The organism is Streptomyces fulvoviolaceus, from assembly GCF_000718165.1.
In the GTDB taxonomy this organism is placed as follows: Bacteria; Actinomycetota; Actinomycetes; order Streptomycetales; family Streptomycetaceae; genus Streptomyces; species Streptomyces fulvoviolaceus.
This window is the reverse complement of record NZ_JOEY01000018.1, coordinates 49,576-72,426: the sequence shown is the minus strand read 5'-3', so window position 1 is coordinate 72,426 and position 22,851 is coordinate 49,576. Positions and strand designations below refer to the sequence as shown.

The 22,851-nt window shown below is 70.4% G+C and carries 21 protein-coding genes; 8 read left to right on the top strand and 13 right to left on the bottom strand.

What is annotated here, in order from left to right; translation table 11 throughout:
• Positions 1-30 precede the first annotated feature (30 nt).
• From IG08_RS0120580 to IG08_RS0120535, 10 genes are all read right to left on the bottom strand, one after another.
• Positions 31-1,434 (bottom strand): condensation domain-containing protein, encoded by a 1,404-nt coding sequence (locus IG08_RS0120580; RefSeq protein WP_030604349.1) that lies wholly within the window; start codon positions 1,432-1,434, stop codon positions 31-33.
• A gap of 411 nt (positions 1,435-1,845) precedes the next feature.
• Complete coding sequence (locus IG08_RS0120575) at positions 1,846-2,874, bottom strand: nuclear transport factor 2 family protein (RefSeq protein ID WP_052424802.1); 1,029 nt, start codon at positions 2,872-2,874, stop codon at positions 1,846-1,848.
• 52 nt (positions 2,875-2,926) lie between these two features.
• Positions 2,927-4,234: a multidrug effflux MFS transporter gene (locus IG08_RS0120570; protein WP_234342921.1), complete on the bottom strand. Its 1,308-nt coding sequence runs from the start codon at positions 4,232-4,234 to the stop codon at positions 2,927-2,929.
• Complete coding sequence (locus IG08_RS0120565; protein WP_052424801.1) at positions 4,231-4,830, bottom strand: sigma-70 family RNA polymerase sigma factor; 600 nt, start codon at positions 4,828-4,830, stop codon at positions 4,231-4,233. The genes IG08_RS0120570 and IG08_RS0120565 overlap by 4 nt, the downstream gene beginning before the upstream one ends.
• Positions 4,827-6,422 (bottom strand): ATP-binding cassette domain-containing protein, encoded by a 1,596-nt coding sequence (locus IG08_RS0120560; RefSeq protein WP_030604339.1) that lies wholly within the window; start codon positions 6,420-6,422, stop codon positions 4,827-4,829. The genes IG08_RS0120565 and IG08_RS0120560 overlap by 4 nt, the downstream gene beginning before the upstream one ends.
• Positions 6,416-8,113 (bottom strand): ABC transporter ATP-binding protein/permease, encoded by a 1,698-nt coding sequence (locus IG08_RS0120555; RefSeq protein ID WP_078655670.1) that lies wholly within the window; start codon positions 8,111-8,113, stop codon positions 6,416-6,418. Before IG08_RS0120555 ends, IG08_RS0120560 begins: the two co-directional genes overlap by 7 nt.
• Positions 8,100-8,330 (bottom strand): hypothetical protein, encoded by a 231-nt coding sequence (locus tag IG08_RS0120550; RefSeq protein ID WP_030604336.1) that lies wholly within the window; start codon positions 8,328-8,330, stop codon positions 8,100-8,102. The genes IG08_RS0120555 and IG08_RS0120550 overlap by 14 nt, the downstream gene beginning before the upstream one ends.
• The gene (locus IG08_RS0120545) at positions 8,327-9,328 is read right to left on the bottom strand and encodes a cytochrome d ubiquinol oxidase subunit II (RefSeq protein ID WP_030604335.1); all 1,002 of its coding nucleotides are present in this window, start codon (positions 9,326-9,328) and stop codon (positions 8,327-8,329) included. Before IG08_RS0120545 ends, IG08_RS0120550 begins: the two co-directional genes overlap by 4 nt.
• Complete coding sequence (locus tag IG08_RS0120540) at positions 9,325-10,722, bottom strand: cytochrome ubiquinol oxidase subunit I (protein WP_063757783.1); 1,398 nt, start codon at positions 10,720-10,722, stop codon at positions 9,325-9,327. The genes IG08_RS0120545 and IG08_RS0120540 overlap by 4 nt, the downstream gene beginning before the upstream one ends.
• A gap of 27 nt (positions 10,723-10,749) precedes the next feature.
• The gene (locus IG08_RS0120535; protein ID WP_063757782.1) at positions 10,750-12,231 is read right to left on the bottom strand and encodes an MFS transporter; all 1,482 of its coding nucleotides are present in this window, start codon (positions 12,229-12,231) and stop codon (positions 10,750-10,752) included.
• A 98-nt stretch (positions 12,232-12,329) separates the two neighbouring features.
• Between IG08_RS0120535 and IG08_RS0120530 the strand changes: the two genes are divergently transcribed.
• Positions 12,330-12,842 (top strand): MarR family winged helix-turn-helix transcriptional regulator, encoded by a 513-nt coding sequence (locus IG08_RS0120530; protein WP_030604327.1) that lies wholly within the window; start codon positions 12,330-12,332, stop codon positions 12,840-12,842.
• Between the two features lie 39 nt (positions 12,843-12,881).
• On the opposite strand, the gene IG08_RS0120525 is transcribed toward IG08_RS0120530, so the two are convergent.
• Both IG08_RS0120525 and IG08_RS0120520 read right to left on the bottom strand, forming a co-directional pair.
• The gene (locus IG08_RS0120525) at positions 12,882-13,565 is read right to left on the bottom strand and encodes a response regulator (protein ID WP_030604324.1); all 684 of its coding nucleotides are present in this window, start codon (positions 13,563-13,565) and stop codon (positions 12,882-12,884) included.
• Positions 13,562-15,208, bottom strand: a complete 1,647-nt coding sequence (locus tag IG08_RS0120520) for a sensor histidine kinase (protein ID WP_030604321.1) — start codon at positions 15,206-15,208, stop codon at positions 13,562-13,564. The genes IG08_RS0120525 and IG08_RS0120520 overlap by 4 nt, the downstream gene beginning before the upstream one ends.
• A gap of 286 nt (positions 15,209-15,494) precedes the next feature.
• Between IG08_RS0120520 and IG08_RS0120515 the strand changes: the two genes are divergently transcribed.
• Entirely contained in the window at positions 15,495-17,036 is a 1,542-nt protein-coding gene (locus IG08_RS0120515) for a GntT/GntP/DsdX family permease (protein ID WP_052424798.1), read from the top strand.
• A gap of 75 nt (positions 17,037-17,111) precedes the next feature.
• On the opposite strand, the gene IG08_RS0120510 is transcribed toward IG08_RS0120515, so the two are convergent.
• Positions 17,112-17,540: a YjbQ family protein gene (locus IG08_RS0120510; RefSeq protein WP_030604316.1), complete on the bottom strand. Its 429-nt coding sequence runs from the start codon at positions 17,538-17,540 to the stop codon at positions 17,112-17,114.
• A 122-nt stretch (positions 17,541-17,662) separates the two neighbouring features.
• Between IG08_RS0120510 and IG08_RS63040 the strand changes: the two genes are divergently transcribed.
• The 6 genes from IG08_RS63040 to IG08_RS0120485 all read left to right on the top strand — a co-directional run bounded on the left by IG08_RS63040 (position 17,663) and on the right by IG08_RS0120485 (position 22,844).
• Positions 17,663-17,746, top strand: coding sequence for a putative leader peptide (locus IG08_RS63040; RefSeq protein WP_351373514.1), 84 nt, complete (start codon positions 17,663-17,665; stop codon positions 17,744-17,746).
• Positions 17,747-17,888: 142 nt separating this feature from the next.
• Complete coding sequence (locus IG08_RS0120505) at positions 17,889-18,800, top strand: ABC transporter permease (RefSeq protein ID WP_030604313.1); 912 nt, start codon at positions 17,889-17,891, stop codon at positions 18,798-18,800.
• Positions 18,773-19,510, top strand: a complete 738-nt coding sequence (locus tag IG08_RS0120500; RefSeq protein ID WP_030604311.1) for an ABC transporter ATP-binding protein — start codon at positions 18,773-18,775, stop codon at positions 19,508-19,510. Before IG08_RS0120505 ends, IG08_RS0120500 begins: the two co-directional genes overlap by 28 nt.
• A gap of 48 nt (positions 19,511-19,558) precedes the next feature.
• On the top strand, positions 19,559-20,581 hold the full coding sequence (locus tag IG08_RS0120495) for an ABC transporter substrate-binding protein (RefSeq protein WP_030604308.1): 1,023 nt from the start codon (positions 19,559-19,561) through the stop codon (positions 20,579-20,581).
• A 4-nt stretch (positions 20,582-20,585) separates the two neighbouring features.
• Entirely contained in the window at positions 20,586-21,725 is a 1,140-nt protein-coding gene (locus tag IG08_RS0120490; RefSeq protein WP_030604305.1) for an LLM class flavin-dependent oxidoreductase, read from the top strand.
• A 42-nt stretch (positions 21,726-21,767) separates the two neighbouring features.
• On the top strand, positions 21,768-22,844 hold the full coding sequence (locus IG08_RS0120485) for an NAD(P)-binding domain-containing protein (RefSeq protein ID WP_030604302.1): 1,077 nt from the start codon (positions 21,768-21,770) through the stop codon (positions 22,842-22,844).
• Positions 22,845-22,851 lie beyond the last annotated feature (7 nt).

Here is a 22,851-nt window from a genome sequence, read left to right as displayed (position 1 = left end):
CCGCAAGTTCATCGTGCGGCTCGGGCCACCCTAGACCCGTACGGCCAAGGCCTCGGCCTCGCGCGCCACGGCGACGATCCGCTCCCGCATGAGTTCCGCGCATCGCCGCATGTTCTTGTTCGCGATGTCCGTGTCCGGCAGTCGGCAGGCGAACTGGAGCCCCTCGTGGACGCGTGTCACCCACGCGCACACCTGGTCGCCGTAGGACACCCGGATCAGCCCGTACGCCTTCAGCTCCTGCCACCGTTCCGCACCCGGGATCCCGCGCGAGTCGACGTACGAGACGATCGAGTAGAGGTCGGGGGAGGTGGGCCGGAAGTCCGCTCCCAGCAGGCGCAGGACGCGGGCGATGGGCATCCGGGACAGTGCCCGGGTGTCGCGCAGCGCGGCGCGGACCAGCTCCAGGGCGCCGTCGAAGTCCGCGGCCTGCGCCACCGGGATCTCGACGGGCGCGCCGCCCACGTACCAGCCGACCGAGTCGGCCCACCGGGACTTGACCCGGGTGTGGAACGGCACGACCGTCCGGTACACGCTCAGCCCGCTGATCTCGCGGGCGGCGAGCGCGACGGCCGCGACGACCCCGACCAGACTGCCGCCGTACGGACGGCAGTACGCCTCGAAGGCCGCCGCGTCCGCCCCGTCCACGAGCATCTCCTGGGCGAACTTCTGCTCGGGCAGCGGGCCTTCGGGGTCGAGGCCGAGGTCGACCGGGAAGTTCGGCAGCTTGCCGTCGCAGCGGGCGATGAACTCCCGCCAGCGGGCGACCACGGTGTGCGTGTCGTCGATCCGGTCGGCGTCCGTGCGCTCGCTCGCGCAGAAGTCGACGTAGCTGGCGACCGGTTCGGGATCGACGACACACCCGTCGAGACCGGCCTCGTAGAGCTCGTGGATCTCGGCGGTGATGCGGTGGATCGAGTACGCGTCCACGTTGCTGTGGTCGAACGCCATGTACACACTCGTGCCGTCGTCCCTGACGACTGCGGCGAAGAGGAAGTTCGGCCAGCTGAGCGCGTCGGCTTCCACGTCGAAACGGTCCTGCAGGTACCGGGTCAGCGTCACCGCGTCCGCGAACTCCCCTACGTCCTCGCGGTGCAGGGCGACGGCGTCCGCGTCCAGCGTGAACCGCCGCATCTCGTCGCCGGCCCACCGGAACCCGCTGCGCAGCGTCTCGTGCCGCAGCATCCAGGCCTCCAACGCGCCCTGGAGCACGTCGAGTTCGACCCACCCCGGAATGTCGAAGGCGGTACCGAGCCAGGTCGGCACGAACAGCCCGTCCTCCCGCACCGTCCGCGCCGTGCGGATGTGGGACTCCTGCACGTACGCCGGTGGCCTCGCGTCGTCCGGCAACGCCCGCGCCGCGCCCACGGACGCCGGATGCAGCGTCCACTCCACGAGCCGTCCGGGCCGGATCTCGCACCGCTGGAGGTCGGTCATGCGCACAGGGCTCTCCGATCATCGCTCACCGCGTTTAGAGATCAACGATCGGATAGTCCGAAAGCAACGCACCTCAGGCCAGGCCTGCCTGCCACAGCCCGCCTCGCTGCCCGGTTCATCGCCTTCGATGCCACTGCCCGAAGGGACATCACAGGTACCCCATGTCAGTCCTGGTCACCGGTGCCTCTGGCATCCTCGGCGGCCGGCCGGAAGACTCAGGATGAGATCAGGAGCCCGCGAGAGCCGTCAACCGATCCCCCTGCTCACCAGTAAGCCTCTGCCGCTGCCGGTCCGTCGCAGGCAGGCTCTGCCTCTCCGGCCGAGCGAGCGGCACGGGTGCGCCCGCTCGGCCGGAGCCTCGTCACGCGTTCGCGGCCGGCGATCGGATCGATCGCGCCGCGGCCGTGACCGTCAGTACTCGATCGCCTTCCGCGCCAGCAGGGTCAGCAGGGCGTCATCGGCGTAGGCGCCGTTCCACACGGCGGTGAGGCGCTCGATCCTGCCCCACGGGTCGAGTTCGATACCGGTGATGCCGCGGGGAACCGGGCCGTTGACCGCGGTCCATTCGTACCCCCCTCCGACATCGTTGCCGAGCACGTGCCGTATGCCGGTGCCCGCGCCGACGTACGGCAGTGCCGGGCCGGCCTTCGTCAGGTACGCGTGGATGCTCGCCTTGCTGGTGATCTGGATGTGCGCCGGCACGTCCTCGAAGACGGCGTCGGACGAGAAGAGATCCATCGCCGCGTCGATGTCATTCCTGCGCAGGGCGTCCGCGAGACCGGCGACGACTCGGCGCATCAGCGGTGAGGCCGTCTCTCCGACCGTGGACTCCCGGAAGTCGGTCGGCCACTGGTTCGGCGGCTCCTGCTCCTTGCGCCAACTGGACACGCCGAACTGCCTGGAGTCCCAGTAGTCGACCCAGCGCTCGATCTTTCCCTGGCGGTCGAAGTTGACCGCGCCCGCGTTGCGCACCTGTCCGGGGCCGAACATGCCGGGTGTGTCGGTGAAGAAGAGGATCGCGCTCGTCGTGTCCCCCAGGATCCGGGTGGGATACGACTTACTGTCCTTCGGCCACTTGGGGTAGAACGTCGCGAGTCCGTCGTGCAGGTCCTGCCAGGTGTACCAGTGCCACCCGAGGATCGCGTCGATGTAGGTGGTCTGCCGGTGCGAGAAGTAGGACGACTGCCATGCGAGGTTGCGGTCGCTCTTCGCCTGGTAGTAGCCGCGTATGTGCGCGACGAGGGCACTGGTGGCGTGGGACGCGTCGGGGAGGACGTCGACTCCCGCCACGTACTGGGAGCCGCCGCGTGCCCGTGTGTCGGCCCAGGCTGTGGATGCGGGAAGCAGTGAGGCCGCGGCTGCGGCCGTCCCGCCTACGGCCGCGGCTCGCAGCAGTTGACGTCGTGTCGACGTTCCGGTGGGTTCCGTTCCTTGGTTCATGCCAGACCTCGATTCGAGAAAATATGGCCCCATAACTATAACTCCATAATTATTATGAGTCCATAACCATGTCCCGTTCTGACGGAGTGACAGACCCCGGGCGGACAAGGACGATGAGGGCCAGGGCTGCCAGGGCGGCAGACACGAGCATGACCAAGGACATTGGCAGCGAACTGGTCTCACCGAAGAGACCCACCACAGGAGAAGCGATCGCGCCGAAGAGGAACTGCAGTCCTCCGAGCAGGGCGGACGCCGCTCCGGGCGCGGCGCGGCCCAGGTTCTGGCCGAGGGTCATGGTGGCCGGCAGGAGCATGCCGATCCCCCACAGCACGACGAACAGGCAGATCCAGCTCACGGCGAAGCGGTCTCCCAAAGCCACGGTGAGCAGCACTTGGGCGAGGGTCCCCGCGAGGCACACGGCAACCGACACGGTCAGCAGGGCTTTCACGCTCACCCTGAGACTCAGCCTGCTGAAGAGGGCTCCGGCAAGCAGCATGCCGACCGCGTTCACGGCGAAGATGAGCGAGTACACGGCCGGGGAGGTGCCGTGGATGCGCTCGAAGACGAAGCTGGAGCCGCTGATGTACGAGAACAGCGCGGCCGAGGCCAGGCCGAGCACCAGGGCGCAGCCCATGAATGACCGGTTGCGCGTCAGGCGGCCCATCACCTGGAACGTGCCGACGAGTCCGGCTCTTTGGCGGCGCTCCGGCGGAAGGGACTCGGGCACCTTCACCAGCACGGCGATCAGCAGGAGCACCCCGGCGAGGCTGAGCGCGCCGAAGACCGTCCGCCAGGAGGACACGGACAGGATCGCCCCGCCGATGACGGGCGCGACGACGGGGGCCACGCTCATGATCTGGGAGAGCAGGGCGAAGTGGCGAGGCACCTCCGGTCCGTGGAAGCGATCAGTGATCACCGCGCGGGCGAGCACCATACCGGCGGCGCCGACGAATCCCAGCAGGAAACGGGCGGCGATGAGCGTGCCCACACCGGGGGCGAACGCACAGGCCAGGGCCACGAGGGCGAATCCGGCGCAGCCGCCGATCAACAGCCCCCGCCGGCCGAGACTGTCACTGACGGGCCCGATGACGATCTGGCCGACGACCACGCCGGCCAGGAAGGCCGTGAGCGTCAGCTGAATGGCGGGGCTGCTGGTGTGCAACGTGCGGCTCATCGCCGGGAAGCCGGGTATGTACATGTCGATGGCGAGCGGGCCCACCGCCGTCAGGCAGGCGAGAACCGCGAGGAGACCCCGCGCACGCTCGGCCGGTTCGGGCGGGGAAAGAACATGGCTTCCGGTGGGGGCGGCCGCGGACGGGGAGTTCGTGGCACCGGGATCGAGCATCTTCCTACTGGTCATGCGTGCCCACATCGCTTCCGCTCGCCGCGCCGATACCGGTCCGCCGGGACGAGCCGGTGTTCCCGGGCGTAGCCCTCCAGCAGTGAGCGCAACTGGCCGCGCCCGCGGTGCAGTCGGGACAGCACCGTGCCGACGGGGGTGCGCATGATGTCGGCGATCTCCCGAACGGTGAAGCCCTCGACGTCGAAGAGGTACACGACGATGCGGAAGCCCTCGGGGATGGCCTGCAGTGCCGCTTTGACGTCCGCGTCGGGCAGGTGGTCGAGCGCCTCGGACTCGGCCGTGCGCAGGCCCGTGGACGTGTGCGACTCGGCACGGGCCAGCTGCCGGTCATCCAACTCCGCCGTGCTGTCGTACTGCGGTCGACGTCCCAGGCTGCGGCGGGAGTTGAGGAAGGTGGTGGTGAGGATGCGGTACAGCCAGGCCTTGAGGTTCGTGCCCTCGCGGAACTGGTGGAACGAGGTGTAGGCCCTGGCGTACGTCTCCTGGACCAGGTCCTCGGCGTCGGTCGGGGAGCCGGTCATGCGCAGGGCGGCCGAGTAGAGCCGGTCGAGATGCGCCAAGGCCGGTTCGAAGCGGGGTCGTGCTGTGATCATGGTGCCTCCTGGGAGGTGTGGTCGAGCGGCAGCCGGGTCACGTGTCCGGCCGACTCGAGGCAGTCCGGTACGGCGTGCAGGGCGACGACGACGGTGGTGTCGGGCAGGTTCTGGAGGATGCCGAGGACGTGTCGGGCGGTTCGGCCGTCCAGGCCCGTGGTCGGTTCGTCGACGATCAGGACGTGCGGATGGCGGGCCAGGGCCCGGCCCAGGTAGACCCGGCGGAGCTCCCCGCCCGAGAGCTGCCTCCCGCCCGGGCCGACGGGGGTTGTGGCGGTCAGTCCGCTCTCGTTCAACCGCAGTTGGGCCAGGCGTTCGTCGATCTCGTCGTCGGCCAGGGAGGGGTCGGCAAGGCGCCAGTTGGATCCGAGGGTGCCGGTGAAGAGGTGGTCGTCGGCGGCGACGGCCACGACGGCGGGCCGGCCCCTCTCGTGGCCCTCGGTCGCTTGCCGCAGCGACGAGGCGAGGGTGCGGAGCAGGGTGCTCTTGCCGCTGCCGGAGCGGCCGGTGACGACGAGCATCGTGCCGCGGGCGACGTCGGCACCGAGGACGCGCCCCGGCCGGAGTGCCATCGGCGGAAGAAGGTAGTCGGCGAAGCCGATGCCCTGCTCGGTGGACCAGGACCGGATGTCCGCAGGGGTGGGGGCGCTCGCGGTGGGCGGCGCGCTTGTCGTGAGCCTGCGGTGCGCCACCTTCGCGGTTGCTCGGGCTTCGGCGGCGGCCGCCAGTTGTTCGGCCTGGGCCAGCACGCCGAGAGACAGCAGGACGACGAACACGAACGTGGGGGCGTCCGGTGCGCTGCCGGTGGCGGCCGTGTCGATCAGTGTCGCCGTGGCGATCAGGCCGCCGGCCAGACCGGTCCGGCGGCTGCGCCGACCGGCCGCTTCGCGCGCGGTGTCGAGTCGGGTGAACCTCGCCGTCGTACGCGCCGCGAGCTGCTCGGCGGCACCCAGCGATGCCATCTCCGTCCATGCGTCGACGGCGGTGACGACTTCGGCGCGCAGCACCTTGCGGGTGTGCTGCTCGGCTTCGCGGGCGGTACCGGACCTGCGGTGGGCGATCACCGCCATGACGACGACGCCGACCGCGAGTACGACTGCCGGCACGAGGGACGTGGACGCCGCGACGGCGAGGACGGCACCGACGGTCAGCGCGGCGGTGACGGCGACGGGGGCTGTGCACTCGATCAGTGCCATCCCGACGCTGTCGGCGTCGGCCATGCTGCGGTCGAGCAGGTCACCCGACCACAGGCGGTCCTCCTGTGCCCGCTCGCCGGCCGCGGCACGGTCGAAGAGACCGGTCCGGGCGGCGGCGATCCGGTGCAGCGCGGCCGCGTGCAGCACCAGACGCTTGCCGTAGTTGCCGGCGACGCGGGCCATGGCAAAGGCACGCACACCGCCGCTGGGGGCGATGTAGGAGAAGGAGCTGAAGGTGGCCGCCCCGGCGACGGCGCAGGCGCTGATGAACCAGCCCGACAGACCGAGCAGTCCGGCAGAAGCCAGCTCGGCGACGACCGCGAGCACCAGTCCGCCGGCCGCGAGGGAACTCGCCCGCCGACCACGGACGTTCGGGCGACGGCTGCCGCTCACCATGCGTGCACCGGCCTCGCCTCGTGCAGAACGCCGTCGTCGATCGTGAGCACGGTGTCGGCCGCGGCTGCCAGCGGGAAGGAGTGGGTGGCGATGACGACGGTGCAGCCGTCGGTGGCTCTCCGCAGGGCCTCGACGACCTCGCGTTCACTGTCCGCGTCGAGGTGGGCGGTCGGCTCGTCGAGCAGCCAGAGCCGGGCTCCGCGCAGAAAGGCGCGAGCGATGGCGATCCGGCGGGCCTCACCGGTCGACACACCCCAACCGCCCTCGCCCAGCCGGGTGTTCAGTCCCTCGGGGAGAGCCTCGATCACGGCGCTCAGCCCGGCGGCGTCGACGGCCCGCAGGACCTGCCGCTCGGTGGCGGCCGGGCGGCCGAGGCGGATGTTGTCGCGGACGGTCGCGTCGAGAAGCACCGTCTGCTGTCCGACCCAGGCGCATCCGCCGAGGGTCGGCTCCTGCCGCACGGACGAGGTCTGCCACCGGACCGCGCCGGCCGACGGCGGACGCAGACCGGCGATCAACGACAGCAGCGTGCTCTTTCCGGAACCGGAGGCACCGGTGATCGCGGTCCAGGTGCCCGGTGCGAACTCGGCCTCGGCATGGAGGGTGTCGTGGTCGGCACCGTCGTAGCGGAACCGGACTGCTGTCAGTGACACACCGACCGGCTCGGCGGGCTGCGGACGGGCCGCCCGCGTCACCTCGGCCGGGGTGTCCTTGACGATGTCCCGGACGGCGTCGGACGCGATCATGGCGCGTTCCCGCTGATGGAAGGCGGAGGCCCTTGCGCGCATGGGGGCGAAGTACATCGGACACACCAGCAGCACCAGCAGACCGGTGAACAGGTCGAGCCGTGGTGCGTGCGGCACCTGCACGTAGCCGAGCAGCGACAGTCCGATGTAGGTGGCGTTCACCGCGATGGAGAAGGTGATGACGACGTCCATGATCATCCCGGACAGGAAGGCCCGGCGCAGCACGCTCATCGTCGCCTTGTTCAGCCGCTCGGCGGCCGTGGTCAGAGTGCGTCCGCGCCGGCCGACCGCGCCGAGCTCGCGCAGCGTCCGCATGCCCCGGAAGCTGTCGAGCACCACGGCGTTCAGGTGCCGGGTCGCGGCCAGTTGCCGGTCCGCGCCGTGCTGGGCGAACAGCCCCGCCAGACGCATGTTCAGGGGCAGCAACGCGGTGGTCAGGACGAGCACGAGCGCAGCCGGCCAGTGCACCGCAGCCGTGACCGCCAGTACGGCGACCATGGACAGCGGTGCCGAACGGCCCAGGGGTGCGGCGTGCGCGTGGAAGTCGGCGACGTCATCGGCCAGATCGACCATCGCCCACGCGGCCTCGGCCGGACCGGTCTCGCTGGTCCGCCCGGTGGTCGGCAGCAGAGCACCCGTCAACTGCCGCCGCAGGCCGGTCGCGACGGCACGCGCGCCCCGCTCGGCGAGCGTACTGGCCGTCCAGCCGACGCCCACCGTCAGCACACTCGTGACGGCGAAGGCCACCAGGCCCCATGTCTCGTGCGCCGCGGCCCGGTCCATCACCGCCTGGGCCGTCCAGGCCAGGGCGCCCCAACGGGCGATGGTGAACAGCGTCTCCAGCACCTGGGCGGAGCCCGACAGACCGAACCAGTGGTGCCCCGGCGCGGCGCACGCGGTGAGCCAGGCGTCGTCGCTCTTCGCCTCCACCTCATTCGTCGTCATGAGGGCGCCGCTCGTCGACGATCCACGCGATGCCACCGGTCAGAGCGATGGCGATCATTCCCAGGGTGGTCAGCAGTTGCGAGTGGATCTGCGCGTAGCCACCGAACATCCCCTGGCAGACGAAGTAGGCGAACAGGCCCAGCACGGTCCAGACGACCGCGGCGAGCAGGCGCAGCACGATACGGACCGGCGCAGGAAGTGAGCTCCGGGTGGTCATGAGTGTGCTCCTGCGGTGTCGAGCTTTCCGGCGAAGGCCCGGTGGGCGAACACGTTGTAGGCCAGCACCAGCGGCATGTTCAGGCCGATGCCGACGAGGATGAAGACCATCGTGGAGTGCGGGCCTGCCGCGCTGCCGACGGTGAGATCCGGCGGCAGGAGCATCGGGTAGCGGGCCACGCCGAGTGCGAGGAACACGGACACCGTCGCGATCACCAGCCCGCCGAGCGGCAGGGTGTCCGCCGCCCCGGACTGCCGCTTCCACAGGAACGTGACGAGCGAGGTACCCGCTCCCCCGGCGGCGAACAGCAACAGGACTGCGAACGCGAAGGCCCGCCCAGGGCTGTCGAGGTTCAGCGGCGCGGCGGTGGCGTTGACGACGAAGAGGAGCACGACCAGCAGCACTCCCCCGACCACCGTGACGGCCGCGCCCCGTCGTCCCGCCGACTCCCGCAGCGGCCCGGACGACTTGTGCTTGGTGTACGCGTAGCCGAGAGCGGTGTACGCGGCCGTGACCGTGAGCCCCGACAGCACGCAGAACCAGCTGAAGGCCCCGAAGGCCGACCCGGTGTAGACGCCACCCCGCAGGTGTATCGCCGAGGTCAGGGTTCCCAGGGCGAAGCCCTGTGCGAACGAGGCCAGCAGCGACGCCACACCGAAGGCGGCCGTCCAGCGGGGAGCCGGCGGCGCCTGGGACGCCATCTCGACGCTCACGCCGCGCACGACCAAGGAGAACAGCACCACGGTCATCGGCAGGTAGGCGTGCGGCAGGAGCGTGCCGAAGGCGAGCGGGAAGCCCGCCCAGAGTGCGACGCCGAGCAGGATGAGCCAGGTCTCGTTGCCGTCCCAGCCCACCGCGACGGACTCCAGCATGTGCCGCCGGTGCGCGGGGTCGCGTTCGAAGAGGGTGGCAATGCCGATGCCGAGGTCGTAGCCGTCCAGCACGACGTACATCAGGAGACAGACCAGTACGGTCGCCGACCAGAGGGTGGTGGTCATCGCGCCGCCACCTCCCTCGGAGCGAACGATGCGGGCGGCCCGGCAAGCGGAACGGGACCGGCCTGGGGTGGAGGTTCGTGTCGGGGGTCGTCGCGTTCCGGGCCGATGCGCATGGTGCGGACGATGTAGCCGACGTAGGCCACCAGCATGATCAGGTAGAGCACGGAGAAGCCGATCACCGAGAACAGGACTTCTCCGGGGGCCAGATGGGACACCGCTGCCGAGGTGCGGAGCTGCCCGAACACGATCCACGGTTGCCGTCCGGCTTCGGCGGTGACCCAGCCTCCGAGGATGGCCAGGATCCCCACCGGTGTCGTCCAGAGGACGAACCGGTGGAAGCGGCGCGCGGTCCACAGGCGGTTGCGCATGCGCAGGACCGTGGCGGCGAACGCCGTGCCGAACATCAGCACGGCCGCCAGGAACATGACGCGGAAACCCCAGAAGGTCGCGGCCATGTCGGGCCGGTCGGCGGCCGGGGTGAGCTTCAGGCCGGGCATGGCCGTCTTGCAGCTGAGGTCCTTGGCGATGTAGCTGCCGAGGCAGGGAATGTCGAGCTCGGCGATGTTCCGCGCGGCCTGCTGGTCCGGGACGGAGAACAGGACGAAGCCCGTGTCGCCGTTGTCCCAGTTGCCTTCGATCGCCTCCAACTTCGAGAGCTGATACGGCAGTTCATGCCCGGCCACACTGTCACCGAGGTACAGCTGAACGGGCATCAGCAGCGCGGCGATCCCGAGGGCGATCGACATCGAGCGGCGAGCGAAGCCCTTGGCGCGTCCCTTGACCAGGTACCAGGCCGAGATCCCGGCGACGAAGAAGCTCGCCGAGATCAGCACGGCGGCCAGCATGTGCGGCCAGCGCCAGATGAACGACGGGTTGAAGATGACGCGCATCCAGTCCGTCGGCTCGAACCGCCCGTGGACGACCTTGAATCCGGCAGGCGTCTGCATCCAGGAGTTCGCCGCGATGATCCACGTCGACGACAGGACGGTGCCCACCGACACCATCACGGTGGACACGAACATCGTGCCCTTGCGAACACGGCCGTCCCCGTAGAGCAGGACGCCGATGAAGCCGGCCTCGACGAAGAAGGCCGTCACGACCTCCATGCCGATGATCGGCCCGATGATCGGGCCCGTCTTCGCCCCGTACACGCCCCAGTTGAGGCCCATCTGGAAGGTGATGACGGCTCCGGCGACCACGCCGATCGCGAAGCCGACGGCGAAGATGCGCCGCCAGAACCGGAACATCTGGAGGTAGACCGCCCTGCCGGTGCGCCAGTACAGGCCGTAGACGACCGACAGGAAGATCGAGAGTCCGACGGTGATCGCCGGGAAGGTCATGTGGAACATGACGGTGATGGCGAACTGCCATCGCGACAAGTCGAGAAGACTCATCACTGCTCCCTTTCGTAAGGGGCTGGTTCAGGCCTCGACGACGGGAGTGGCGGCCGGCGCGGCGGCGGTGAAGCGCGGCAGGGCGGCGGCGCCGATCGCGAGGAGGGCCACGATGCCCATGTGCACGTACTCGACTCCGGCGAAGGCGTGCGAGACGCCGTGCGGTGCGAGGCCGATGTAGAGGGTGCCGAGCGTGGCCACGCCGAGGGCCAGGCCGCTCTGCTGCAAAGTGATCAGCACCCCGCTGCCGATGCCGCCCAGATGGGCGGGGACGTCGGCGAGCACGCTGCGGAACAGGCCGGCGAACAGCATCGACTGCCCGGCCCCGGCCAGGGCGAGCGGTACGGCCATGGCCCACAGGCTGACGTGCGGCCACTTCACGAGCAGGACCGCCACCAGGGAGACCAGTCCGGCGAGTTGGACGACGGCGCCGGCCGACAGCGCGGCCCTGCCGAATCGGCCGATGAGCCGCGGCGCGAACAGCGAGCCGGCGAAGAACAGCAGGGCCATCGGCAGGATCGCCAGACCGCCGTGCAGGGCGTCGGCGTGCAGGCCGTTCTGGACGGTGAGGGCGAAGACGAACATGAACGCGCCGAAGCCGATGCTGAAGGCGAACACCATGACCAGGCCGCGGGACATCGACGGCAGGCGCAGCAGCGACGGCGGCAGCAGCGGGACCTCGCCGCGCCGCTCGGCGCGCTTCTCCACGACGTAGGTGGCAGCACCGAGCACGACCGCGGCGGCGAGCATCAGCCAGGTCCACCACGGCCAGCCCAAGGAGTGGCCCTCCGTGAGCGGGACGAGCAGGGCGGTCAGGGTGGCGGCGAACAGCACGGTGCCGGGCAGGTCGATGCCGACGGGGTGGTGCGAGCGGGTGGCGGGCACGATCCGGGCCGCGACGATCAGCACGACCACCCCGATGGGTACGTTGACCAGGAAGATCGGGCGCCAGGAGGTACCGGCGATGTCCGCGCTGACCAGCAGGCCGCCCACCAGTTGCCCGACGACGGCGGCGATGCCCGAGGTGGCCCCGTACAGGGCCACGGCACGGGACTTGCGTTCCCCTTCGAGGACCTGGTGGAAGGTCGCCAGCACCTGGGGGATCAGCAGGGCGGCGGTGGCGCCCTGGACGATGCGGGCCGCGATCAGAGCACCCACGCTCGGGGCGACACCGCAGGCCAGCGAGGCCAGTACGAAGCCCACGAGCGCACCGAGGAACAGACGGCGGCGGCCGTAGCGGTCGCCCAGCCGGCCGCCGAGGACGAGCAGGGTGGCGTACGCGACGCCGTATCCGGCTATCACCAGCTCCAGCGAGGACGCGGAAGCCCGCAGGGAGGCGTCGATGCTGGGCAGTGCCACGTTGGTGATGAAGAAGTCCATGATCGGCAGGAATGCGCCCGCCAGCAGGATGAACACTCCTGCCGGGTGCAGCCCGCCCGCGCGGGCGGTGGCATGGGGCGAGAGCGCGGTCGCCCTGGCCGGTGAGGAGGGGGAGGTGGTGGTCGTCATGACGACTCCAGACGAACAGATGTTATGAGCTCATAACTATGAGCACATAAGGAGTATGCCCCCATAACCAATTGGCGGCAACCCCGTACCCTGGAGCCGTGACGGAGGACCATGCGCACCAGACGGGCCCGACAGCAGGGCCGGACCACGAGCAGCGGTGGGCCGAACTGGCCGACCTCGTACTGATCATCAGCCGGGAGATCCAGTTCCGCCGCTACGCGGACGAGCGGGCCGTCCACCTGTCGCAGTCCGAGGGCATGGTGATGCGCTACCTCAAGAGCGACCCCGACGCCGCACCCAGCCGCATCGCCGCCGCGACCGGGCTCCAGCGCACCAATCTCTCCACCGTCCTGCGCGGGCTGGAACAGAAAGGCTTCATCGAGCGGCGCACGCACTCGGACGACGGTCGCGGGGTGACGGTCCGCTCCACCGAGCGCGGACGCAGCAACACCGTCCTCGTCCGGCGGGAATGGGCCACGACCGTCGCCGAAGCCGCCGGCCACGACACCGAGCACCTCGACGCCGCCCTCCACCTGCTCAGCGCCGTGGAAGACGGACTGACCAAGTCACGCCCTCAGAACCGTGCCGCGCGTCCGGCGGCAGAACGCTGACCTCACCAACACGGCTGCCCCCGGAGGACCTTGCGACGGTCAGCCCGGATCCGGGACCGGGTGCTCGCCACTCCAGGCATAGAGGTGCTCGGGGCGGCCGGCGGCACCGTAGCGCAGCTCGACGCGGACCGTGCCGTCGGCGGCGAGATCGGCGAGGTAGCGCTGGGCGGTCGGCCGGGAGACACCCAGACGCTCGGCAACCGCGCTGGCGGTGACCGAACCGTCGGCAGAGCGGACGGCGTCCGCTACGAGCTTCCCGGTGGGCGTGGTGCGTGGCCGGCGGGCCGGGCTCGAGCGGTCCGCGCCGTGCAGGGCGCGCAGCGCGCGGTCCACCTGGTCCTGGGCCAGGGGGCGGTCGGTGGCGAGCTGAGCCCGGTAACGGGCGTATGCGGCCAGCCGTTTACGCAGGTCACTGTCGTCGAACGGCTTGATCAGGTAACCGACGGCGCCGCGCCCCAGCGCCGCCCGCACCTGCGCGGCGTCGGCGGCCGCCGTGACCATCAGCACGTCGCCGGTCAGCGCCGGGAGCACCTCGGTCCCCAGCCGGTCGGGCAGATACAGGTCGAGCAGGACCAGGTCGGACCGCAGCGCGCGGCTCGACTCCACGGCCTGGGCCGCCGTCCGGGCGGTGCCCGCGACGGTGAAGCCGTCGGTCGCCCGCACGTAGCGGGCGTGGAGTTCGGCGACACGGTAGTCGTCGTCCACGATCAGAACCCGGATCACTGCACACCTCCGTGAGTCTCCTGGCGCTGGGCCTTCGTGCCGGTGCGGGGCCCCCGCTCCAGCGCACCGGGCACAGTGGCCAGGAAGACGGCTCCGTGCTCCGCCCCGCCCGCCTGCCCCAGACGCAGTTCACCACCGTGCTTGGTCACGAGCCGGCAGGCGAGGAAGAGACCGATTCCGTGACCGGCCCGTTCCCCCGCGCTGCGGGTGGTGAATCCCCGCTGGAACAGCCGCTCGACGTCCTCGTCCCGCACGCCGTCACCGCTGTCGATCACGGCCACGTGGAGCGTATCCCCCTCGGCCAGTACGCCGAGCTCCGCCCAGGCGGGCCTGCGACGCCCGCCCGCGGCCGCGCGCACGGCGTTGTCGAGCAGGTTGCCCACCACGCTCACCACATCCAGCGGTTCGATCAGCCGGCCCGGCAGGTGGGAGTCACCGTCCAGGCGCAGTTCCACACCCTGTTCGGAGGCGGTCGCCGTCTTGGCGGCAAGCAGGCCGCGCAGATAGGGGTCGGCGATCCTGGCGCCGTCACGGCCCTCGGTGGCCAGCGGGGCCGCGGCCAGTTCACGCAGGTACGCCTGGGCGTCCGGCACATCCCCGACGGCGAGCATTCCGGACAGCGTGTGCAGCCGGTTGGTGTACTCGTGCGCCTGGGCGCGCAGGGCGTCCGAGAGCGCCCGCAACGCGGACCGCTCGCGCTCCAGCTCGTCCAGTTCGGTACGGTCGCGCAGGGTCAGCACGTGACCGAGGTCCTGTTCACCGCGGCGCACCGACTGCGAGGTCATCACGAGCATCCGTGCGCCGACCACCGCCACGCTCTGGCACAGTTCCTGACGTTCCGCCAACACCCGCTGCACCGGCGGCGGCAGACCCGCGTCGGGCAACGCGGTACCGGGCGGTATCGCGCCGCCGAGCAGCCGCGCCGCCTCCTCGTTGCACACCGTGATCCGGTTCGACGGATCCACGGCGAGCACACCGTCACCGACACCGTGCAGCACGGCCTGCTGCTCACGCAGCAGTTCGGCGAGCTCGGCCGGTTCCAGGCCATGGGTCTGCCTCTTGAGGCGGCGGGTCAGCAGCACCGCGACCCCGGCTCCGAGCAACAGCGCCCCCGTCGACAGCACAGCCTGGTCGTGGATCAGCGGCGCGGCGGCCTCCAGCGCCGTCCCGACCCGTACGCCGGTACTGACCTCGCCGACGACCGCGCCGTCCGCCGTGCGGAGCGGAACCTTGGCGCGCGCGGAGACGCCGAGCGTCCCACGCTGGACCGACACCGAATCACGGCCGTCCAGCGCGGTCGGCGGGGTGCTGACCTCCTTGCCCACCTCGGCCGGGTCCGGGTGCGCGTAGCGGATGCCGTGCCGGTCGGTCACCACGACGAAGAGCATCCCGGTACGGCGGCGCACCGATTCGGCGAGGCCCTCCACCGCTCCGCCGGGGTCCGATCCGACGCCCACGCGCCGCGCCACGACGGGGTCCTCGGCCACGGTCCGCGCGACCGCCAACGCGCGCTGCTCGTACTGCGTCTCGGACGAGTGCCGAAGGAGACCCACCGTGACCGCGAGCCCGGCGCCCAATACGACGACCAGTACCGCCACTTGGGCGAGCAGCGCCTGGGTGGCCATACGGGGCGCACGGAGCATGACTTCAGTGTATCCGGAAATCAGCGGGTACTTCCGCGTGCACAAAACGAGCAGAACGCACTGAAAAATTTACGCCGTTCTTAATCAGCGCAACCGCTGCACCCCTGGTGATGCGCTGCGAACCGCACGTACGGTGCCGCAAGCCCGAGCCGAAGAACTGGGCGAATGCGGGGACTTCAGAGAACGGGAAACACGCCGGCGCCGTCGGAAATCCCGGAAGTCCGTAAACGGGACGACCGCACCCCATAGGGAAAGCTGAATTCACATGATGGCAGCGTTGGCATCAATGTCCGCGAAATCGGCCACCGCGGCCGGGGCCTGGTCCGGTCACGACACCTGGCTGCTGGTGCTGGTGGGCCTGTCCATCGCGACGGTCGTCGTCCTCATCGCCTGGGCCAGGCTGCACGCCTTCCTCGCACTCATGCTGGGCGCCTTCACCGTCTCGATGCTGTCCGGGGAGGATGTCGCGAAGGCGGCGGACTCGTTCACCGCCGGCGTCGGTGCCACCATCGGCAAAGTCGGCGTCCTGATCGTCCTCGGCGCGATACTCGGCCGCCTGATGGCGGATTCCGGCGGCATCGACCAGATCGTGACGACGCTCACCCGCGTCGCCGGGCCCCGACGGCTGCCGTGGGCCATCACCCTGATCGCCTGCGTCGTGGGCCTGCCGATGTTCTTCGAAGTCGGCTTCGTCATGCTGGTTCCCCTGGTGCTCCAGATCGCCCGGCGCGCGGGCCAGCCAGTGCTGCGGGCCGGCATCCCGGCCATGGCCGGCCTGGCCACCGTGCACGCCTTGGTCCCCCCGCACCCCGGGGTGCTGGTGGCCATCAGCGCGGTGCACGCCGACATCGGTCTCACCCTGGTCTACGGTCTGATCGTCGCCGTGCCCTGCGCCGTCGTGGTGGGCCCGCTGTTCACCGCGTACATCTGGCCGCGGGTCACCGCCCGCGTACCCGAGTCGGCACTGGCGGCGTTCACCACGGCGGGCACCGCAACCGCCATTCCCTCGTCCAGCCCCGCCGAATTCGCCGTAGGGATCGCGGACAGGAACCCGGCGGCCGCGATGGCGACCGCGGCGACCAAGACCGTGTCCGGCCGTCGCACGCCGATCCCGCCGGACCACGAGGAGGTCCCGGAACAGCTGCAGGACAACCGCCGCGCGCCGCGCTTCTCGGTCACCATCGGCACCGTCCTGCTGCCGGTCGCACTCATGATGCTCAAGGCCTCCTGCGACACCTTCGGCTGGGCCCATGGCGCCGCCCTCACCGGTGTCGAGTTCCTCGGCACCCCGGTGGTCGCCCTGCTCGTGGCGGTCGTCATCGCTCTGTTCACGTTCGGCTGGACCGCCGGCGCCTCACGCCGCCAGGTGCACGAGACACTGTCCAGGTCCTTCCCGCCGATCGCCGGCGTTCTGGTGATCGTCGGGGCCGGCGGCGGCTACTCCCAGGCCCTGCACGATTCCGGGGTCAACTCCGCGATCGGACAGGCCGCCCAGCACCTGCACGTCCCGCTGATCCTGCTGGCCTGGCTGACGGCCGCGCTCATGCGGACGGCGACGGGCTCCGGCACCGTGGCCACCGTGGCGGCAGCCGGCATCGTGGGCCCGATGGCACACGGCCTGGACACCACCCACGCGGCCCTGCTGGCCCTCGCGCTCGGCTCCGGCGCGGCGTTCCTCGGACACGTCAACGACGCCTCGTTCTGGATGTTCAAGGAGTACTTCGGCCTCACAGTCGGCGGAACACTCCGCACCTGGACGGCATCCCACACACTGTTGTCCCTCACATCACTCGGCGCCATACTCGCGCTCAGCGCATTGGCCGGCTGACGCGCGACACGGTCGTCATGACTGATGAACCGGTGGTGGAACGCCGTACGGCTGCTGTGGGCCTCGAGCGGCGAATCAGGAGCCCACGAGGAGGGACAAGCGCACCTTTCGCTCGAAATTATCCCTGTTCGTATCCACCAGACACACCGACTGCCAAGTCCCCAGCTCCAGCCTCCCGCCCAGCACCGGAACCGTCGCATGCGGCGGGACGATCGCCGGGAGGACGTGGTCGCGGCCGTGGCCGGGGCTGCCGTGGCGGTGCTGCCAGCGGTCGTCGGCGGGGAGGAGGGTGTGCAGGGCGGTGAGGAGGTCGTCGTCGCTGCCGGCACCCGTTTCGATGATCGCGATGCCGGCGGTGGCGTGCGGGACGAAGATGTTGAGGAGGCCGTCGCGGCCGGCGGCGACCTCCCGCAGGAAGGCCTCGCAGTCGCCGGTGAGGTCGACGATCCGCTCCGTCGAGCCGGAGGCGACGTTCAGAACTCGGGTGGTGAACGCATCTGACATGCCCCCATCCTCACCCATACGCCGGGATTCACACGCGCCCCATCGCTCGCCCCCTGATACAGCGGGTCCACTCCGCGAGACGCCATTGACCGTGCCCACGTCATCTGGCTACTTTCGGCGGCATGTTGCGTTCAGTTCTGCTCACCACGCGCGGTCACATCGACCTGCTGCGGGTGGCCTCCGCCGCGTGTCGTCGCGGCCACTGACGCCTTCCTCCTCCCCTCGCGCCTGCGCTCCGCCTCACCCGCACGTCTGATCCGCGCGGATCTCCGATCCCTGCCGCGCGGCTGACGCGGCGGCGCCTGGCCGTATCCCCTCACCGGCCGCTCTCCCCTCCGTGGAGCATCCATGAGCATCAGCCATGCCCCGCCCGGCTCTCCCGAACCCGATATTTCGGATATCTCCAAGGCGGATGCCTCCCGTCACGCCTCACCCGACTCCGCATCCTCCGCATCCCCCGACCTCGTACCCATCGTCCCCACCTCCTCCCGGCGCACCCGCGTCCCCCGCTGGCTGCGCCGCACCACCGGCCCGGTCCTGCTCCTGGTGCTGTGGCAACTCCTCAGCGCCACCGGAGTGTTGACCGCCGACGTGCTCGCCTCGCCCGGCCGTATCGCGCAGGTCGCGGGTGATCTGATCGCCGACGGTTCACTGGCCGACGCCATGACCACCTCGCTGCAACGCGTGGCTTTCGGGCTGCTGTTCGGCACCCTCATCGGCACCGGACTCGCCCTCGTCTCGGGGCTGTTCCGGATCGGCGAGGACGTCGTGGACGCTCCCGTCCAGATGCTGCGGACCGTGCCGTTCGTGGGTCTGATCCCGCTGTTCATCATCTGGTTCGGCATCGGCGAGACCCCGAAGATCGCCATCATCACGCTCGGCGTGACCTTCCCGCTCTACCTCAACGTGTACGCCGGTATCCGCGGCGTGGACTCCCAGCTGATCGAGGCCGGGGAGTCCCTCGGGCTCTCACGGTGGGGACTCGTGCGGCACGTCATCCTGCCGGGTGCGCTGCCCGGCGCGATGACCGGTCTGCGCTACTCCCTCGGCATCTCCTGGCTCGCGCTGGTCTTCGCCGAGCAGGTCAACGCGGACTCCGGCATCGGCTTCCTCATGGTGCAGGCGCGGGACTTCCTGCGAACCGACGTGATCGTGGTCTGCCTGATCGTCTACGCCTTCCTCGGCCTGCTGGCCGACTTCATCGTCCGCTCCCTCGAAAGGCTGCTGCTGCAATGGCGACCGACGTTCACCGGCCGGTGACCACGCAGGCGGTGCGTGTCGAGGGGCTGACCCGCTCCTTCGACGACCGCGCCGTCATCGACAACCTCCAACTGGACGTCCAGCCGGGCGAGTTCGTCGCTCTGCTCGGCCGCAGCGGCTGCGGCAAGTCCACCCTGCTGCGCATCCTCGCCGGCCTCGACCGCGACATCGAGGGCACGGTCCTGGTGCCGCGCCGCAAGGCCGTCGCCTTCCAGGCACCCCGGCTGATGCCGTGGAAGAAGGTGTGGCGCAACGTCCTGCTCGGTCTGCCGGGCAAGCCCGAGCGCACCGTCGCCGACCAGGCCCTGGAGGAGGTCGGCCTGACCCACCGCTCGGACGCCTGGCCCAAGACCCTCTCCGGCGGTGAGGCCCAACGCGCCTCGCTGGCCCGGGCGTTGGTCCGCGAACCCGATCTCCTGCTGCTCGACGAGCCGTTCGGCGCGCTCGACGCGCTCACCCGCATCAAGGCCCAGCGTCTGGTGGGCGAGTTGTGGCAGCGCCGTGGCTGCGCCGTCCTGCTCGTCACGCACGACGTCGAGGAGGCCGTCCTGCTCGCCGACCGCGTCCTCGTGATGGACGACGGGATCATCGCGCACGAGGAGCACATCGACCTCGACCGCCCGCGCGACATCACCGACCCCCGGTTCGCCGAACTGCGTGCCGGTCTCCTGGAACGCCTGGGCGTCGACACCGCCGCCGAAGCCGCCTGAACCTCCCCGACAGCAACAGCAACAGCACAGAACGGAAACGGACCCACCATGCGACGACGCCTCGTCCCCGCCGCACTGCTCCTCCCCTTCGCCCTCCTGCTCACCGCCTGCGGCGGGAACTCGTCCGCGAGCACGGGGACCGACACCGATGGCAAGGGCTCTCTCACCCTCAACGTCGGTGACCAGAAGGGTGGTTCGGAGGCGGTCCTGCGTGCCGCCGGCGAACTCGACAACCTCGACTACAAGATCAAGTGGTCGACGTTCACCTCCGGCCCACCGCTCCTCGAGGCCGTCAACGCCAAGGCCGTCGACATCGGCGGCGTCGGCAACACCCCGCCGGTGTTCGCGGCGGGCGCGGGCTCGAAGATCACAGTCGTGGCCGCCTTCCACGGCACGTCCAAGGGCGACGCCATCCTCGTGCCGAACGACTCGAAGCTGACCGATCCCGAGCAGCTCAAGGGCAAGTCGGTCGCCGTGGCGCAGGGTTCCTCCGCGAACTACCAGCTCGTCGCCTCCCTCAAGGCGGCCGGGCTGAGCCTGAGCGACGTGAAGGTCAAGTACCTCCAGCCGGCCGACGCGCTGGCCGCCTTCACCTCCGGCAAGGTCGACGCGTGGGCGGTGTGGGACCCGTACACCTCGCAGATCCTCCAGGGCAAGCAGGGCCGCGTCCTCACCACCGGCGACGGCGTGACCAACGGCCTCACCTTCCAGGTGGCGGCGCCGAGCGCACTGCAGGACAAGAAGAAGGCCGCCGCGATCAAGGACTATCTGGAGCGGCTGCGGCGGGCCACCGCATGGGTCTACAAGCACCAGGACGAGTGGGCCAAGGTCTGGGCGAAGGACACGGGACTGCCGTACGAGGTGGCGCTGGCCTCGGTGAAGCGCACCAACGCCACCCGGATCTCGGTCGCCGTGGACAAGCCCCTCATCGCCTCCGAGCAGGAGATCGCCGACACCTTCACCGAGTTGAAGCTCATCCCGGAGAAGGTGGACTTCGCCGACTTCGTGGACACGCGCTACAACGGCGACCTGCCCGCCTCGACCACACCGGCCCGCACCTCCGAGGGCTGAGGACATGACCGTACGTCTCCACTGGTTCCTGCCCACGGGCGGCGACGGCCGCACCCTCGTGGACCGGCACGCCTACGCGCCGGGCCAGGACCGGCAGCTGCGCGGGGTCCGGGCGCCCGACATCGAGTACCTCGCCCAAATAGCCAAGGCCGCCGAGCAGTTGGGCTTCGAGGCGGTGCTCACCCCGACCGGCACCTGGTGCGAGGACGCCTGGCTGACGACCGTGGCGCTCGCCCAGCACACGGAGCGGCTGAAGTTCCTGGTGGCGTTCCGGCCGGGACTGATCTCACCGACGCTCGCGGCGCAGATGGCGGCGACCTATCAGCGCGTCACGCGCGGGCGGCTGCTCCTCAACGTCGTCACCGGCGGCGACTCGGCCGAGCAGCGGCGCTTCGGGGACCGTCTCGACCACGATCAGCGCTATGCCCGTACGGACGAGTTCCTGTCGGTCGTACGCGGGGTGTGGCGCGGTGAGCCGTACGACTTCCACGGCAGCCACTACCAGGTCGACGGCGGGCTGACCGCGCTGCCGCCGGATCCATTGCCGCAGCTGTTCTTCGGCGGCTCGTCCCCGGCGGCCGGTCCTGTCGCGGCGCGGCACGCGGATGTGTATCTGACCTGGGGCGAGCCGCCCGCGCAGGTCAAGGAGAAGATCGACTGGATCCGGTCGCTGGCCGAGCGGGAGGGCCGCGAGGTCCGCTTCGGGGTCCGGCTGCACACGATCTCGCGCGACTCGTCGGCCGAGGCCTGGGCAACCGCGAACCGGCTGCTCGACGACCTCGACGCGGACACGGTCGCGGCCGCGCAGACGGCCCTCGGGCGCAGTGAGTCGGTGGGCCAGCAGCGGATGCTGGCCCTGCACGGCGGCTCCCGCGCCGAGCTGGAGATCCATCCGGGCCTCTGGGCGGGCGTCGGTCTGGTCCGCGGCGGCGCGGGCACCGCGATGGTCGGCAGCCATTCCGAGGTAGCCGATCTGATCGAGGAGTACCACGCGCTGGGTGTCGAGCACTTCGTGCTCTCCGGGTATCCGCACCTGGAGGAGGCGTACTGGTTCGGGGAGGGCGTGATTCCGGAGCTGGCCGCTCGTGGGCTGGTCGAGGGCCGGACGACCGGCGCGCCGATCCTCGTGGGGAGCGGTCGCTGACCGCTCGGGAAGATCCACGGCCTCGGTGTGGTTAGTAGAAACGTGAACAACACAGCCGAAGTCGAGGTTGTCGTCATAGGCGCTGGGCAGGCAGGTCTGTCCAGCGCCTATCACCTGCGCCGCACCGGTTTCGAGCCGGAGCGCGACTTCGTGGTGCTGGACCACTCCCCCGGGCCGGGCGGCGCCTGGCAGTTCCGGTGGCCGTCGCTGACGTACGGCAAGGTCCACGGCATGCACGCGTTGCCCGGCATGGAGCTCACGGACGCCGATCCGGCGCGACCGTCGTCGTCGGTGATCGCCGAGTACTTCGCGACGTACGAGCGCACCTTCGACCTGCGGGTACGGCGACCTGTCGACGTCCGCGCGGTACGCGAGGGTGACGGCGGCCGGCTGCTCGTCGAGACCTCGGACGGCACTTGGTCGACGCGGGCGCTGATCAACGCGACCGGCACCTGGGACCGGCCGTTCTGGCCGCGCTATCCCGGCCAGGAGACCTTCCGGGGGCGGCAGTTGCACACCGCGCAGTACCCCGGGCCCGAGGCGTTCGCCGGGCAGCGGGTGATCGTGGTGGGCGGGGGTGCGTCCGGCACCCAGCACCTCATGGAGATCGCCCCGTACGCGGCCGCCACCACGTGGGTGACCAGGCGGCCGCCGGTGTTCCGCGAGGGGCCCTTCACCGAGGACGTGGGCCGGGAGGCCGTGGCGCTCGTCGAGGAGCGGGTGCGGCAGGGGCTGCCGCCGCGGAGCGTCGTCTCGGTGACCGGGCTGCCGCTCAACGACGCGATCCGGCAGGGGCTCGACGACGGGGTCCTGGACCGGCTGCCGATGTTCGACCGGATCACGCCCGAGGGTGTGGAGTGGAACGACGGACGGCGTGTCGAAGCCGACGTCATCCTGTGGGCCACCGGATTCCGCCCCGTCATCGACCACCTGACACCGCTGAGGCTGCGCGAACCGGGCGGCGGGATCCGCGTCGACGGCACGCGCGCGGTCACCGATCCGCGGATCCATCTCGTGGGCTACGGCCCGTCGGCGAGCACCATCGGCGCCAACCGCGCGGGCCGTGCGGCCGTGCGGGACATCAGGCGACTGCTGCGGCAGGAGCCGGTCGCCGCCTGAGGCCCCG